The organism is Brevibacillus halotolerans (assembly GCF_026891775.1).
Classification (GTDB): domain Bacteria; phylum Bacillota; class Bacilli; order Brevibacillales; family Brevibacillaceae; genus Brevibacillus_B; species Brevibacillus_B halotolerans.
Map to the genome: position 1 here is coordinate 1 of NZ_JAPTNK010000027.1, position 15,054 is coordinate 15,054.

Genomic DNA, 15,054 nt, shown 5'->3' on the forward strand with positions numbered 1-15,054 from the left:
TGGTATAACCGAACCCGAATACATGGTAGTCTAGGCTACAAAACACCTCAAGAAGTAGAAGACTTGCAAAGAAAAGCATCCTAGTACTTAACTTAATTGTGTCCAAGATATTGACTCAAATCCAATTATTCTTGTGTGCTCTTGGTTTTTCCAATTGAGAATTACTGTTGGTATTTATATGTTTGTAATTAGTATAAGTTATTAAAACAACAAAGACAATTTTAGACTTAATCCGGTTGTTTATAAGGTAATCTTGTGCAATCAAACAGACCAAAATCAGTTAAAAAGATTAGTCCACCAAATCAATATTTTACGATTATATAAATTACTTTATTATCCTTTTTATTTACATTAATTGTTAACAATCTTATAATATAACGGAACTATTATATTGGAAGGATTTAGAAAGTGAATTTTAGATTACTTACATTTGTACTTTTACTCAGCTTAGTTAGTCAAACCATTTTAACACTGTTTCAAGCATTTGCTGCTTCAGATGAAAACTATATAACGAACATTCTTTTTTAAGAAGAACAAGTGCATAAGGAAATATTTTATTTTCCTTGTTACAAACGTGAACAACCGGCATGTCCGAATTTAGTTTTTTCAATATCCAATCCTTATTTTTATAATATTGCAAAATAGACTGCCCTAAATAAGGACTACTTTCAGAAACTGTATATGGAGCAACTTCGTCATACACGTAACTAATATGGTAGAATCATATCTGCTTTTGTTTCCTTTTCCATTTTTCATTCAACACCCCAACTTCGCTTTATTTCCCATTTTTCAATCAATTCATAATGTTTCCGTTCCTAATGGTCATAATAGTGACTCGTTAGGTAGGATCTTGAGGTGGCTTCAACAGCAGACTGACAAATGCTCCGCCTAAAGCAAAGCATGCTGTCAGTAAAAAGGTGTCAGAATAAGCAATCATTTCAGCAGCAACCGGATTATCCTTATATTCATTTACTGTATGACTAAAGGTACGCATTGTTTGAAAGTTACTCAAGCAGGCAATCGCCACCGGTATGATTAGATTAGCTCCTGCTGCAGTTAAAGGTGTAATTCTACTGATCATCGAAGCTGGAGCTGATTGTAGAATATATGTGTTTAATGACATCATGCATAATCCCATTCCAATCCCAAGCAAACCGACTATTCCTGCAATTTGTAGATAATGTGTTATGTCACTTATCCGGGAAAGTAGTAATAAAGCCACAGCAATCGTTCCCATACCAGAGCAAGCTAATGGCCGGATCCCGAAACGGTCGTATATTTTCCCACCTACTGGCATCAGCAAACCAGAGGTTATAGCAAGCATGCTCATAATTATTCCCGCATCGAAAGGGCTGTAAGAACGATATTTTTGCAAAAATATCGGAATAAATACTAGCGACCCATTTAGAGCTGCATATTGAATTGTACTGACAATCATGCCCCTACGAAAGCAATAGGCACGAAATGCCCTTAATTCTAGAATAGGATTTTCATGACGGAGCTCATGGATACACAACCAAATCAGCAATAAAGTTCCTGTCCCCCCCATCAGAATGGATCCCCACTTATTGGTACTATGCTGATTTATACTCAAAGCAAGAAGTACAAAAGCTGTTGGTGCTAACATAGCCCCAAGTCGATCAAACGGCTGCTGTTTATTGTGAGTTTTTTGAAGATGTACATGTTTACACAGATGGCGCAAGCCAAGCCAAACAGCAAGCGTTCCGATCGGAAGATTGATCACAAAGATCCATCGCCAACCCATAGCCTCAAGAAACCAACCGGATAAAATCGGTCCTGTTGCTGGTGCAATCAGCATAGGTATACCAATCATCCCCATAATCTGTCCTTTTTTGTCTGGAGGCGCCAGCCTATAAATCATTGCCATGCCAATCGGCTGGATCATTCCCCCACCCAGTCCCTGAATGATACGGAAAGCGATAAGCTGTTCCGAATTTTGTGCCATCGAGCATAGCAGTGAACCAAAGATAAATAACATAATCGTCATTAAATAAGCCCGGCCTGCGCCAATTCTGTCAGAAAACCACCCTGAGATTGGAACGGTAGCTGCCATTGCCAGCATATAACCGTTGATGACCCACTGTAATGTCTCAAATGAAACCTGAAAATCTTGTGTCAGGCTTGGAATAGCTACATTCATCGCTGTACTATTGAGCATAACCATCATCATGCCAGGAATAATTGCAATCATGGCATAAATAAACGATTTACGATTTAACGTAACTACAGTATTTATATTTGAAGTTGCAGCAGATGCGTCTCTTTTAAACATGTACCTCTCTCCAATTCATATTGAAATAATGAACACGGTGTTGATTAACATTGATAATAAAATTATAATTGATTGACTCGGATATCCAATGTTCATCCGCTATCCTTGTGTTCATTAATCAACGGCAACTAGAAAAATGATCAGTAAGTTACTGAAATTTTGGAGGAAAATAATATGGCAAATAGAATTGATCGCCGAATTCTCAGGACTCGTCAACTGTTACGCGAAGTGTTTCTTGATCTGGCGTTAGAAAACGGTATAGACAACATTACCGTAAAAGAACTGACCGATAGAGCTGGTTTGAACAGGGGCACCTTTTATTTGCATTATCAGGATATACAAGATTTTGTTGAACAATTTAAGAACGAAATACTGGAAGGCTTTTATTCAATAATTAAAAAGCTTGGTCACGACATCGATCGGAAAGAGCCTTTTGGTGCCCCGCCACCTTATGGCTATGTTCGCCCCTTTGAATACGTGGTTGAACACAAACGATTCTTTCAGGTATTCATGAGACCAAATGGAGACACGTCCTTCGGATCTCGATTGACCCAATTAATACGTGAGCAGTTTCATGGTTCATATCGCTATTTCAAAACCGAAAACTTGAGTGAGATCCCCGTCAAACAGCAATATTTATTTGCCTACCTTGCCTCTGCCTATGTGGGAACCATTCACTTCTGGATACAGCGAGATCTCGACCTGTCACCAACAGAATTGACCATATTATTCTCACAAATCTCACGCCTCGGATCGGCACACCTTTAATTTCTAAATCCAATCCCAATAAAGCTCTCAGAGTCTCCCTAAATCCATAATTCCACGGTGTGTCCAGATCACGAATAGTTCTTCTTTACCTGCTTTCTCTTTTACAATTCGAATCCCATTTTTTGAACTTCCGCAATACCTCCTGCTCATTTGCGTAGGATCGGCTACCCAAATAACCCATTTTGAATACATAATAATAAAATAAGACTATTATAATAGAAGCAATAAAATTAATAAAAGTCTACGACATTAAAACACGTTTAATATTTGGATACTTCTCTACGCTGGAGCAAGCCAAAAAAGCTATTGAAAAATCATACCCATTTTGGCGGGAAGGCGAACCTGCTTTGAAGGAGCTTACAGGAATAGATTACTGTATGTAATAGGTAAAAGACCGTCCTAGGATGATAAGCTCCCTTAAAGTAGACAGGTGAAATACTAAAACCTGCTGCTCTAAGGGGAGTTTTTTCATGCATAAAAAATGGAGTGCGCAAGAGAAATTGGCGGTTTTACAGGAAATCGAAAGAGGCCAAATAGGATTGGCAGTTGTGCCGCCGCTTGTTCTGCTTTCTCAACTTCAAACTCATGGCGAGCTTCTTCAGTAAGCTTCTAGAGAAGCCTTTTTAGTTTCTTGAGTAGTTTTCTTAGCCACTTTTCTCATTTCCCCCTGTTTTCTCTTGTTTGGTTGCAGATGGATATGAGATCGAAAGTGCTATGAAATAGAGAAATTAAATCATTTGCAACAAAGCATGGGTTTAAAAGAAAAGAGGACGGGTTTACATCAGAAATTACTATTACTGGGAAGTAAGAATATCGCCCTCCTAATAACTGAAAAATAGCAAGGGTGGATAAAATAACCACTCTTGCTATTATATAATTTGAAGACTCTTGATCACGATTTGAAGGAGGTCACAAGAGTACCTTATCCGGAAGAGAAATCTTTGTTAGTTTTATCGTTCAGAGGATATTTAAGCTATTTCTTCCGTCATATAGCCTTGTTCTGAAACTCTTTGAATCGCATAGGCCGCAGCTTGATCTGAGTATAAGTATGTTTTACCAATGGTAATTAGACTTGGTAATAAAAATACAATGGTTACTATAAAGATTAATATGAAGAGGTAATACTTACGGTCATACTGATATTGTCCTTTAACAATTGAAGTAGGTTGCCCTTAGCTTCAAAACTTAGTGTTCCTACCTCAACCTAGAAATGAGGCCCCCTTTGAAGGAAACTCTATATGGACCGTAAGTGTTAGCCGCACCTGCTTCCCGTACTAGTGACAGTACATATTATTATATCACTATAATCTTGTAAAAATCTGGGATATAAATAAATTAAATCAGACTGTGTGCTGTAGCAGCCATTTTAAGAGGTTAAACTGGCCTAGCTCTTATACCATCCACATAGAAAAAAAGCCGATTTCCTGTACGCTAGGAAAAGTCGGCTTAAGAAAAGTAGGTATCTTTAAAAATATTGATCGTTTTACAAGTATGTTTTTAAAGCTTTTCTGCTCCAATCATAATTCCAGTATCTTCAGGGTTTTTCATTTTTATATTTGTAATAAACCATCCATCTTTATATTCTTTTTTCATTTTTTGTACAGTAATAACTGCTTTACCTACACCTATTGTTCCACTTTTATCAATAAGTGGATAATCAAATGTAAACTGGACGGTAGTATCATTGACATTTTTTGTTACGATGTTTTCTACTTTTCCCATATGAGGACTTGATCCACCTGTTACCCAGTAACTTTCATCAAAGTTTTTCTTTGTCTTTTCACGAAGATCAGGAGAAAAAACTGCGTATTGTACCGCACCATTACGATCTTGTATTCCTCGAATCCATGTTTGTAAAGCACCTTCAGCAGTTATGGGCTGTAAATCTCTTTCTAAACGCTGTACTTGATTTAGTAGATTTGTGGAATCCGGTAACACTACATTTATTGAGTTTTTATTTTCATCAATTAATATGTCTCCTTTCAGATTTTCTATAATACTCCGTAAAGATACCATCGTTACCCCATTTTCTACTTTCAATTTTAAAGATCCAAGGTCTTGTCCTTGACCGTTGATGAATAACTGTAAATTTGGTTGGGCCCAAACAGTACCAGCAACTATAACAGATCCAATTACTGAACTAAGAGTTAACTTCCAAATTTTCTTCATAACAACATCTCCTTTATGGAATATTTTTATAATAGTGTTATTTTTGTATGTTTATTAAACATAAAAAATAACTAAAATATTTTTTATTTTCTACGTTATTAATGCATATAACCACCAAAGTGTACAAAAGATATAGTTTACAAAAATAAGCTTAAACAAGCGTTTATTTGTTTTTAAAAGTATAATTTACAAAATTAAAGAAGAGCTTTATTAACACAAGGTATATTTATGGCGTTTCTCCAATAAGTATTTGAAAGTAACATCTAATATGTAACTGTCAAATCTGTAATAATAGCCGGTTTTTTATACTCATAGACTTTTTTAATTTCTTTATCACCTATGTCATACTTATAGATACAACGTATCTTAGAAGTTATGCCTTTAAAATTAACTTCCTTTCCATTGCTAGGTATACCAGCAAAATAAATGAACCGCTCATTTTTAGATAGTACCGCTAACCTTCTAGGGCCAATCTCTGATAATATAGGATTCCGACTTTTTTTAATCATTTGATCTGTTAATATGGTTGTTAATGTTTTATTTGGAAGAGATAACTTATAAATACCACTGCCTTCATCTTTATTTACGTTCTCTCCTCCAAGGATTATAGAATTACCATCAGGTCCATAAGCAATAGAATCAATATTGATAGCTTTTATACTAGTTATCAAATTCATGTCGGATCCATCTAAATTCATTTCGTATATTGAATATAAAATTTGCTTTAGATTTCCCCCATTTTTATTTGCTTCTTTCCATCTTGCAGTGTTCTCTTTCTCAGAAACAAATGCTCCAATGATTTTGTTTTTAGAAATGTCATACATTTCTACAGCACGATCAGATTGTTTAGCATCAAGTATAATAGAATCTTTCTTTTGAACATCTACTTTCGCGATCTTTGAAACAGGAAATGTTGACCCTATTATTATGCTATAGATTGTTTTTCCTTCCTTATCACCAAATCTAGGATTAAGTTGTCCTAAAGTGTCATTCGTGACTTGATAAAATTTTTTATTTTTTATATCTAATAAAAAAATATCCCATGGTCCATCCCCTCTAGCACTAGTATAGACAAGATACTGCTTATTATCTGAAAGTTTTCCATTCAACCAAACAGTTTCATTATTAACTAGATCTTTTTCTGTTTTTTTTTCGGCATCTACTTCCACTATGCTACTTTTACCTTCGTTATCATATATAGAAATAACGAGTTCTTCATTATTGTTAATAAGCGTACCGTCATCTTTTTTCTCTTGACATCCAGACAGAATAACTAACAAAGATAAAAAAATTATAGCAGTAAAACACGTTGCTTTTTTGCATTTACAAAAGAATTCACGCATTATGCTCCTGATCCTTTGCGAAGTTATTTTAGAAATTATAATTACTAAACACCAAAAACAATCAAAACGCTACATATTGTTTTGATGCGATATTTAGTTATTTTCTAGGTGAAAAATTACACTACACGAGTATTAATTATCCACTTTTAGGCAGACTACTCCCGTATAAATCGATGTAGTTTTTTATGAATTGCTGAATGCTCAGTTTCCATTCGGCAAAAAGACGCCCTTCAATGAGTTGCGGAGTAAAACTTACAGAACTCACAGTAGAAACAAAACGTGCCGTTTTACGCTCTTCATCTAATACTTTTAGAATAAGATAAGCAATAAAACGTCGCATAAAGTTGGTTGAATACGGCATTTTCTGTTGTCCCAAATAAGGTAGGAACGTTGAGATGCTGTTTAATACAGAAGACTTCAATGCTCCATCGAGCTTGAAACATAGAAGCAATGGTTTCCACAATTACTTGATGAAGGTTGTCACAAGTTGTAATAATGATTATAACAGGCTCCTATCATTATAATGGTAGGAGCCATTATTGCCGAATAACCGTCCGTTAACTTCTTAATTACCAGCTAATAGTACCTTTAAATAGCCCCTTATCTAGATCATGAAGTTTGGCGAATGACTCTTCAGACATATCTAAAATTCTTCCTTTTACATAAGGACCTCTATCTAAAATTCTAACTTTTGCAGATTTTGAATTTTCATTACTTTTTACAGTGACAGTCGTTTTAAGAGATATTGTTTTATGGGCTGCACCGTCATCTGCTTTTAGACCAGATGCTGTATCATCTTCTTCCCAAATATTAAAATGAGAAACTATACCGCTTTCTGTGTTACTAGCAAGAGGAACTACTGCTTGTGGACTAATTTCTTTCATCTCTACATTAATTGATTCTCTACTTTCTGGCATAACCACTATTGGTGCGCCTAAAGCATCGTAGACTACTGTCATACCAGGTTTTATAACTGGTAAATCTGTTTCGCTATTCTTTGCTTCGCTATTCTCTGCTTGAAGTTTATATTGTGTTAAACTTGTTTTTTTATCTCCTTCTCTTAAAATAACAGGTTTTTCCTGTTCATTAAATTTAACAACTGTACCAGGTTCCATGTATGCGGGAATAGTCGTTTTGTAGTCTGTACTAGTTGAGATGCTTTCACTTGAATTAGCAGCGAAAACAAAATTTGGTATAGCTACAGCGGATACTATACAACCTAATAATAATTTTTTCATTCTAAATCTTCTCCTTTGTTTTTTATTGTATAAATAGTATATAAATACCATACTATTACTTATAATACCAATTATCCTTATTTGTTCAATAGTTTTTTGTATTTATTTGTATAATATAGAAAAAATATGTAACGTAATGCGAATCATAGGAATAATATATCTTTAAAAAAATGTCGATTTTGCCTTAGAGAAACCAATTCAGACCGATGGTTGAGTAAGGTTTTGATGTCCAGATGTTACGGGAACAATCCAAACCCCAGATAATATATTTCCAAAAAACGTCAAATAAAAAAGCCGCCCTTGCAGGCGGCTTCCAGCGTGTAGACAAAATACCGAAAGGTATGGAGGTCTGCACGCTTTTTTGTTGAATGTATGAATATAGCAGAAAGGAGTGAGTTACTTGTTAAAAAAACAAGATGCAGAAGGCCGTTACCAACTGTCCTTTGTTTCGTTAGATGAACTTGTCCCTTCTGATCATTTAGTTCGTAAAATTGAGAAAGCAATTGATTTTACTTTTATATATGATCTTGTAAAAGACAAATATTCGGAAGATAATGGGAGACCAAGTATCAACCCTGTTGTGCTAATAAAGATCATATTTATTCAATATTTATTTGGTATAAAATCTATGCGTCAGACAATTAAAGAACTGGAAACGAATGTAGCTTATCGGTGGTTTATCGGTTATGACTTCACTCAACCAGTACCTCATTTCTCTACATTCGGTAAAAATTATGCTCGCCGTTTTCAAGATACAGATCTCTTTGAAACCATTTTTGTACATATTCTTGGAGAAGCTCTTAAGCATCGATTTGTTAATTCTTCTGTTATGTTTATTGATTCTACTCACGTAAAGGCTAATGACAATAAGAAGAAATACAGAAAGACCATAGTTGAACAAGAACCTAAAAAATATCTATCTTATTTAGAAGAAGAATTAAATCAAGATAGGATCGATCACGGAAAGAAACCCTTGCCAAAAAAGTCTGAGTCTATACAAAAGGAAGTGAAGTTGAGCACTACTGATCCTGATAGTGGTTGGTTTATTAAGGATGAAAAAGAAAGATTATTTGCATACTCTTTCCATGCCGCAAGCGATAAGAACCGATTTATATTGAGTGCAAAAGTAACAGCTGCTAACGTTCACGACAGTCAAATGTTTCAGGATGTATTTAAATCAAGCTATTCATCAAGTAGGAAAACCCTATGCAGTAGCAGTAGATGCAGGCTATAAAACCCCTTATATTGCTAAAATCCTCATTACTTCTGGTATACCTCCTGCAATGCCATATACACGACCACGTACAAAGGATGGATTCTTTAAGAAATACGAATATGCTTATGATGAATATTATGATTGCTATGTTTGCCCTGCAAATGAAGTATTGTCTTATGAGACAACAACCCGTGAGGGTATCGAATATACAGATCGAATCCATCAATTTGCAAAGATTGTTCCTTTCGGAACCAATGTACAAATAGCAAGGATACAGTGAAAAAAATCAGTCGTCATATATGGGCAGAATATATAGAAGAAGCTGATCATCTTAGACATACACTCAAAAATAAGGAAATCTATTCAAAAAGAAAAGAAACGATTGAGCGAGTATTTGCAGATTTGAAGGAAAAGCATGGCTTGAGATGGACCACTTTACGAGGGATTAAAAAAGTGACCATGCAGGTGATGCTTGTTTTTGCTTCTATGAATTTAAAAAAGCTCGCTACGTGGCTTTAGAATCCTGAAAAGGAGAAGCGTAAGCTTCTTCAACTACTAACCTTTTACCAGCAAAAAAATAAAACAAACTCCCCTTATAACAGTAGATTAAGAAGAGTTTGTCCACAGCCTGCAACAACAATATTTGTTGTTTTCCGCTGGCTAAATTCCCCATCCATTCTCGATATTTACCCTGTCCAATACCATCATATTCACATAGTAAAGTATCTTGAATAACACTCCGTTTCCTTTTAATTTCATATTCCAAACAAAATGGAAATTCACCTTCCATTTACGGTATTTCCCATGCCCTTCATCTAAAGGAATATCCTTTGCAAAGAGTATTGGATGTTTTGTCGGTTAAGTTCTTACAATGAACTTATAGGAGATGAGTACGGATGATTGAAACCAGCTTATTTGCTGTGACTTCCAAAATAGTCAAGGCCACCAAGGAGATTAAGCATTGTATTCAAAATGTTTCACATACTTCAATAACATTTGGTATTGTTGATCAAGGGCATATTCATCTGTTCCAATTGGGGATTTAAAGAAAAGTGATAGATGTTCCATTATTCCTGTCTTCCCCTTCTGAAGTGCATGATCCATAAACCGGGAAAGGTCAATTATAAGGGGAGCAGCTAAAATAGAATCAATGCCTAGCCAATTGATTTTCATTGTCATCCTCTCACCTAACCACCCTTCAAAGTCAACCGTATCCCATGCTTCTTTTCTATCTCCTCGGACAGGAAAGTAATCAATCCTAACTTTATGATCAAAATGACTGTACCCTAATATACGTTCTAATCCAATGGACTTTGAATCAATCTTTGTTGAAGAATGCCTCGGATGATCCAAAATTGCACCATCTTGATTCCCTAAGATATTCGTGCTGTACCAACCAACAACATTCAACCCTCGCTGTTTGAACATTTTCCCTAAAACATGTTTATATAAAGTCTGTCCTGTCCTTCCATCTTTCCCTGCTGTCGGGACACCCTGAGTTTCTGCAAGCTTTTGCAGCGCCGGTATCTCAGCCGTCACACTCGGCGTAAAGTTCACATAAGCACATTTTGCCTTCATTGCTGCATAAGCATAAAGCATACCTGGTCGAATATCCGGTGAATTTTCCCTTAACCCGGTCTCAAATGCTTTTAATGATTGATATAATGAATGAGTTTTTGTTTTTTCTTCTGTTGAAGCGGTGTTTATCACAACAATTCTCTCAAGATCATATTTTTTCCTAAATGCCTCGATGTCTTCTTGGATCTTATCCACTGCACTCTCTAAAGTCTCAGGCTCTCCTTTCAATCTATATACTCCTTTGACAAAATCATTCACATTAGCCAGTGGCGCTTGCCAAACAGGAACATCATTAAGATTCATTTCAATCTTCTGCAAAATAGGTTCCTGAATGATGCCATGTCTTTTTACCGCTTCTATCAATGAATCTTTTTGTATATCCCATCCACCAAAAGCAATCTGGTCAAGCGGAGTTAGCTGCAGCGTCTCAAATTCCTTCTCTGAAGAAATAACTCCCCTTAATGGGGCTAGATTTTGATTGACTGCAAAGAGTCCGGAAATCGTTGTTGTTGCAACTGCCCCTAGCATCCCCACAAATAACACACCCGTTTGATATGTCACTTTTTCACCTCTTCTTTTTTTCTTGAAAGTTGTAACAATAAGTCATGGACTTCGGTCGCTTCTAATGTTTCTGGAAGTTCAAAATCTTTCCCTGTTACTACAAGTGATACATAGTCCCCTTCGTCCTTTGGCGGTAAACCGTGAGATCCTTTGATTCGCTCCGGTTCTAGTGGGATTTGGAATGTTTTTGGATTTACAAACAGCTCAACTGGATCATAACCGGGCTTCCTATGAATATCCACATTGTATGCAAATTCTGGTGCCTGTTCGTTGTTTAGCCACCAGTAGTACACAAACCAACTGTCGGGTTCTGCAATTGCAACTAACTGACCCGAAAGCTCATGATCAATCTTATGAGCTCGTTTCTCTTCTTCTCCCCATACCTCGGCTATACCTGGGATTTTTTCGAGAATTGCTTTAACTGCCCCAATATCATGTGGGTCTTGAATATACACGTGGGCCAATTGATGGTCTGCCAAAGCAAAGGCTCTCGACATCTCTAAATCGAGAAAATCCATATTTTCAACACGCTTGATAGCCACATAGCCCTCTTTATTCAGCGTTTGATTGATAAGGATAGGTCTATTAACTGACTTAAAGTTATATTCTGACAAAATAACAAGACGTGTGTGCTCCCTCAATCCGCGCTCTTCCAGTTGCCCGATAAAGTTTCCAATCAAATTATCAATTTCTTTAATCGATCTCCTTGCTGCTTCACTTTCAGGTCCGAACCTTTGCGCGTTATAATCTATATTGGGTAAATATACAAGTGATAATCTTGGTTTGTATTCTTCTAAAACATCTATTGCTGCATCTAAGATCCATTCACTGGACTTGACAGAAGAGAGTGGACCCCAGAAATATTTCAGATCAAATTCCCCATATTTCTCCCTCAATTTTCCGTATAAGTCCCTCGGCTTCGAATCACACCACAAAATCATTTTTTTATCGAGATGGATAGGGGCAGGTGTAACTACATAGTCCGCTGTGCTCAACTTGCTGAACTGCCAAAATAGCACTGCTGTTTCAGCTGTCGGGTCTTCTTTCTTCAGCTTCTCCCAGATTTTTTCGCCTTGAATTGGAACCATCGTCTGATTCCACATTGTAATCTCTTTAGTATCCAAATTGGGGAGTCCATTACAAATAACTCCATGTTCAGCTGGCGGAATTCCAGTGATATAAGTAGCCTGTATTGATCCAGTTACAGCGGGAAATACAGGCTTAATTCTTGCGTGTTGCCCACTTTCTAATAAATTTCGAATATTCGGAGTTAATTCAGCATCGTTCAGATGTTCTGTTGTTAAACTGATAATATCTAATACAACCACGTTTTTTTTCTCCAAAGATACCATCCTTTCATCTATGTGACCGGAAAGATACGAGACATGATATAACTCAGAATTAGGAAAGAGGATACGGAAAAAAAAGCTGGCCATCCTCCGAACGAAGCGGCAACCGCCCCATCCAATAATGGAAGACCTAGTATACATGTTCCGACAGCCTTTCTAATGTTAGGTGATGTCGGTTTTGCTAGTGCCGGTAAAATTCCTGAAAAAGTCCATAACAAAAAAAAGATTACTGCAATAACTGTTGCTCCCCATGTACGGTCGAATTGCAAGAACAGAATAACAATAGCACACGTTAAAACCGCCCCTGCCATAATTCTTACTCGATTCGGATGAATGCCGTTTCCAACCTCGCCTTTGGACATCACAGTAACAGTGAAAATATATAAAAATCCTAATCCCGCTATCCACCAAAATTGCGCTAATTTATCTGGTGCCACACTCAATCCTAATAATAAATTGACTCCTCTACAAATTCCCATTGTCAACGGTCCAAAAACGTCATGATGCTTTGAATAGCGATTATAAACGAATACTAAAACAATGAGAATGCACGCAATCAAAAAACTTATTTTGGACACAAAGCTTACAGATACAATACCAGCCGTAAGGAGTACAAGACCAAAACGGAGCGCTGAACGAAGTGAGATACGGCCAGATGTCAAGGGTCTCTCAGGCCGCTCTTTTTTATCTATTTCAAAATCAAAAAAGTCATTTAAAATAATTCCTGTCGCATATATACATGCACTTGCAAATATGAGAAGGATAATCTGAATGAAGTGATTCTGATCCAAAACTACCCCTGCAATCCAAATACCTGCCAATATATCTGCCATAGCTGTAAAGGTATTCGGAAATCGTATGAGCTCAAAATAGGTGCGAATCTTTCTCATAGGCTGTTAAGGATACTTTTCACATAGTCATAAGATTCTTTGGCAGCCTGTATCGCCTGACTTTCATAGGGGTATAATTCAATGGTAACAAAACCATCATAACCCGTTTTCTTTATAGATTGTAAAACTTCTAGAATAGGAATAGCACCATGCCCTGGTATGAGATGTTCGTGAACTCGGTCCCCGGCAATATCCTCCAGATGATAATGCTTTGTATAGGGTAGCAACTTATGAACTAATGTAGCCGGATCCTCTCCGACACAAAAGAAATGTCCTATGTCAAAATTTAATCCAATCGCCTGGGAAGGAACAGCCTTCTTGAATTCAATAAATTGATCAGATGTTTCAATCAGTAAGTCCGGCTCCGGTTCAACAAGAATTGTCACACCAGATTTTTCGGCATGATCAGCCAATTCCTCCATTGCCGAAATAAAAACTTTATTTGCCCATTCTCTTCCTACATTGATGAGTGGTCCCCCTGGTTCGGTAGACAATGTCTTTGCACCAAGTTTTTGAGCCAAGTCAATGCAGTTATGCGTATGTTCTATACGCTGTCTTCTTTCTACTTCATCTGCCTCAACAAAAGACGGGTGCCAATTATCTTTTATTCCATACAGCATGAACGCATTCAAATTTGATATAGTCATGTTTCGTCGCTTCAACCTGTCTTTAATCATTTCTAACTTCTCATTGGTCACTTCAGGTGGAAAAGCATGCGGGATATCTAGTAAGATTTCTATTCCTTCATATCCGATTTCAGCCAATAAGTCGATTGTTTTTAACAGGTCATATCTTTTAAATCCATTACTGCTATATGCGAGTTTCATGATCTTTTCACCCCTTATGAATCTAGTTTCAATTTTCCAGATTGCTCATAAAAACGGACCGGATTATTCCAAACTAGCTCTTGAATGATATTTTCCGAATACCCTTTCTTTCGAATCTCAAGCGCAGTTTTTACTACATTAAGGGGATTAGACGGGCCCCAGTCTGCTGCCGTATTGATCATGACCTTATTTGTGCTGTAATGTTCGATTATTTCAATTGCTTCGCCAGTTGAAACTTTCGTCGGATAAATTGTCATCCCGCTCCAGCCGCCATATTCGACGGAAAGATCAATAGTATCTGAATTATTATGGTCTATTAATACCCTGTCAGGTTCAAGCCCTTCTTCCCTTAGGATTTCTATCGTTCTTCTTGTTCCCTCCCGCTTATTTTGGTGAGGAGTATGTACCATAACCAACATATGGAGATTCTTAGCCAATTTCAGTTGTCTGCGCATCACGTCTTCTTCCTCTACAGTGATTCTATCAAATCCAATCTCCCCAATCCCTAGACACCGCTCATGTTGCAAGTACTCGGACAGTCCATCGATTACTTGATAGGCAATATCAAGGTTATTTGCTTCTTTTGGATTCATAGCTAAACAACAATAATGATCGATTCCATATTGCTTAGCACGCTGCGGCTCAAAGGTAAGCAAATGTTGGAAGTAATCAAAATAGGTCTCAGGATATCGGCGTTCACTTCCAAGCCAAAATGCTGGTTCCACAACAGCGCGTACACCAGCCAGACTCATATTTTCATAATCATCTGTTGTGCGAGAGTAACAATGGATGTGCGGATCAAAATATTTCATAGGTTTTCTC

General features: G+C 36.8%; 13 protein-coding genes and 1 pseudogene. 3 read left to right on the forward strand and 11 right to left on the reverse strand.

The annotated features are described in order from the left end of the window. Positions 1–838: 838 nt before the first annotated feature. On the reverse strand, positions 839–2,293 hold the full coding sequence (locus O0550_RS22525; protein WP_258427266.1) for an MDR family MFS transporter: 1,455 nt from the start codon (positions 2,291–2,293) through the stop codon (positions 839–841). A gap of 174 nt (positions 2,294–2,467) precedes the next feature. On the opposite strand from O0550_RS22525, the gene O0550_RS22530 reads away from it, so the two are divergent. Next, positions 2,468–3,061 (forward strand): TetR/AcrR family transcriptional regulator, encoded by a 594-nt coding sequence (locus O0550_RS22530; RefSeq protein WP_003339298.1) that lies wholly within the window; start codon positions 2,468–2,470, stop codon positions 3,059–3,061. Positions 3,062–3,531: 470 nt separating this feature from the next. Beyond that, positions 3,532–3,666, forward strand: coding sequence for a hypothetical protein (locus O0550_RS22535; RefSeq protein WP_255253013.1), 135 nt, complete (start codon positions 3,532–3,534; stop codon positions 3,664–3,666). Between the two features lie 892 nt (positions 3,667–4,558). Here O0550_RS22535 and O0550_RS22540 read toward each other — a convergent pair. From O0550_RS22540 to O0550_RS22555, 4 genes are all read right to left on the reverse strand, one after another. Then, on the reverse strand, positions 4,559–5,230 hold the full coding sequence (locus O0550_RS22540) for a hypothetical protein (RefSeq protein ID WP_003339296.1): 672 nt from the start codon (positions 5,228–5,230) through the stop codon (positions 4,559–4,561). 263 nt (positions 5,231–5,493) lie between these two features. Continuing rightward, positions 5,494–6,573, reverse strand: a complete 1,080-nt coding sequence (locus O0550_RS22545) for a hypothetical protein (RefSeq protein WP_258427267.1) — start codon at positions 6,571–6,573, stop codon at positions 5,494–5,496. A 136-nt stretch (positions 6,574–6,709) separates the two neighbouring features. Further along, positions 6,710–6,994 carry a hypothetical protein gene (locus O0550_RS22550; protein ID WP_268900763.1) on the reverse strand — a complete coding sequence of 95 codons (285 nt, stop codon included), beginning with the start codon at positions 6,992–6,994 and terminating at the stop codon, positions 6,710–6,712. Positions 6,995–7,142: 148 nt separating this feature from the next. Next, positions 7,143–7,811, reverse strand: a complete 669-nt coding sequence (locus O0550_RS22555) for a septal ring lytic transglycosylase RlpA family protein (RefSeq protein WP_003339293.1) — start codon at positions 7,809–7,811, stop codon at positions 7,143–7,145. Positions 7,812–8,211: 400 nt separating this feature from the next. Between O0550_RS22555 and O0550_RS22560 the strand changes: the two are divergent. After that, a pseudogene (locus O0550_RS22560) lies at positions 8,212–9,546 on the forward strand (IS1182 family transposase). Here O0550_RS22560 and O0550_RS22565 read toward each other — a convergent pair. From O0550_RS22565 to O0550_RS22590, 6 genes are all read right to left on the reverse strand, one after another. Then, the gene (locus O0550_RS22565) at positions 9,533–9,817 is read right to left on the reverse strand and encodes a hypothetical protein (RefSeq protein ID WP_003339288.1); all 285 of its coding nucleotides are present in this window, start codon (positions 9,815–9,817) and stop codon (positions 9,533–9,535) included. The pseudogene O0550_RS22560 and the gene O0550_RS22565 sit on opposite strands and share 14 nt — an antisense overlap. 164 nt (positions 9,818–9,981) lie before the next feature. Beyond that, positions 9,982–11,166 carry an inositol-3-phosphate synthase gene (locus O0550_RS22570; protein ID WP_258427269.1) on the reverse strand — a complete coding sequence of 395 codons (1,185 nt, stop codon included), beginning with the start codon at positions 11,164–11,166 and terminating at the stop codon, positions 9,982–9,984. After that, a complete protein-coding gene (locus tag O0550_RS22575; RefSeq protein ID WP_309304393.1) occupies positions 11,163–12,494 on the reverse strand; it encodes an alkaline phosphatase family protein in 1,332 nt (443 codons plus the stop codon). Before O0550_RS22575 ends, O0550_RS22570 begins: the two co-directional genes overlap by 4 nt. Before the next feature lie 32 nt (positions 12,495–12,526). Further along, positions 12,527–13,405 (reverse strand): UbiA-like protein EboC, encoded by an 879-nt coding sequence (gene eboC / locus O0550_RS22580; protein ID WP_258427271.1) that lies wholly within the window; start codon positions 13,403–13,405, stop codon positions 12,527–12,529. Next, positions 13,402–14,232, reverse strand: a complete 831-nt coding sequence (locus O0550_RS22585; RefSeq protein ID WP_003337532.1) for a sugar phosphate isomerase/epimerase family protein — start codon at positions 14,230–14,232, stop codon at positions 13,402–13,404. Before O0550_RS22585 ends, eboC begins: the two co-directional genes overlap by 4 nt. 14 nt (positions 14,233–14,246) lie before the next feature. Next, positions 14,247–15,044, reverse strand: a complete 798-nt coding sequence (locus O0550_RS22590) for a TatD family hydrolase (RefSeq protein ID WP_101668228.1) — start codon at positions 15,042–15,044, stop codon at positions 14,247–14,249. Between the last annotated feature and the right edge of the window lie 10 nt (positions 15,045–15,054).

What these genes read in the sequence shown, in the direction of transcription:
- O0550_RS22525 (WP_258427266.1), bottom strand. Translation starts at nt 2,293, where the DNA reads ATGTTTAAAAGAGACGCATCTGCTGCAACTTCAAATATAAATACTGTA.
- O0550_RS22530 (WP_003339298.1), top strand. Translation starts at nt 2,468, where the DNA reads ATGGCAAATAGAATTGATCGCCGAATTCTCAGGACTCGTCAACTGTTA.
- O0550_RS22535 (WP_255253013.1), top strand. Translation starts at nt 3,532, where the DNA reads ATGCATAAAAAATGGAGTGCGCAAGAGAAATTGGCGGTTTTACAGGAA.
- O0550_RS22540 (WP_003339296.1), bottom strand. Translation starts at nt 5,230, where the DNA reads ATGAAGAAAATTTGGAAGTTAACTCTTAGTTCAGTAATTGGATCTGTT.
- O0550_RS22545 (WP_258427267.1), bottom strand. Translation starts at nt 6,573, where the DNA reads ATGCGTGAATTCTTTTGTAAATGCAAAAAAGCAACGTGTTTTACTGCT.
- O0550_RS22555 (WP_003339293.1), bottom strand. Translation starts at nt 7,811, where the DNA reads ATGAAAAAATTATTATTAGGTTGTATAGTATCCGCTGTAGCTATACCA.
- O0550_RS22565 (WP_003339288.1), bottom strand. Translation starts at nt 9,817, where the DNA reads ATGGAAGGTGAATTTCCATTTTGTTTGGAATATGAAATTAAAAGGAAA.
- eboC (WP_258427271.1), bottom strand. Translation starts at nt 13,405, where the DNA reads ATGAGAAAGATTCGCACCTATTTTGAGCTCATACGATTTCCGAATACC.
- O0550_RS22585 (WP_003337532.1), bottom strand. Translation starts at nt 14,232, where the DNA reads ATGAAACTCGCATATAGCAGTAATGGATTTAAAAGATATGACCTGTTA.
- O0550_RS22590 (WP_101668228.1), bottom strand. Translation starts at nt 15,044, where the DNA reads ATGAAATATTTTGATCCGCACATCCATTGTTACTCTCGCACAACAGAT.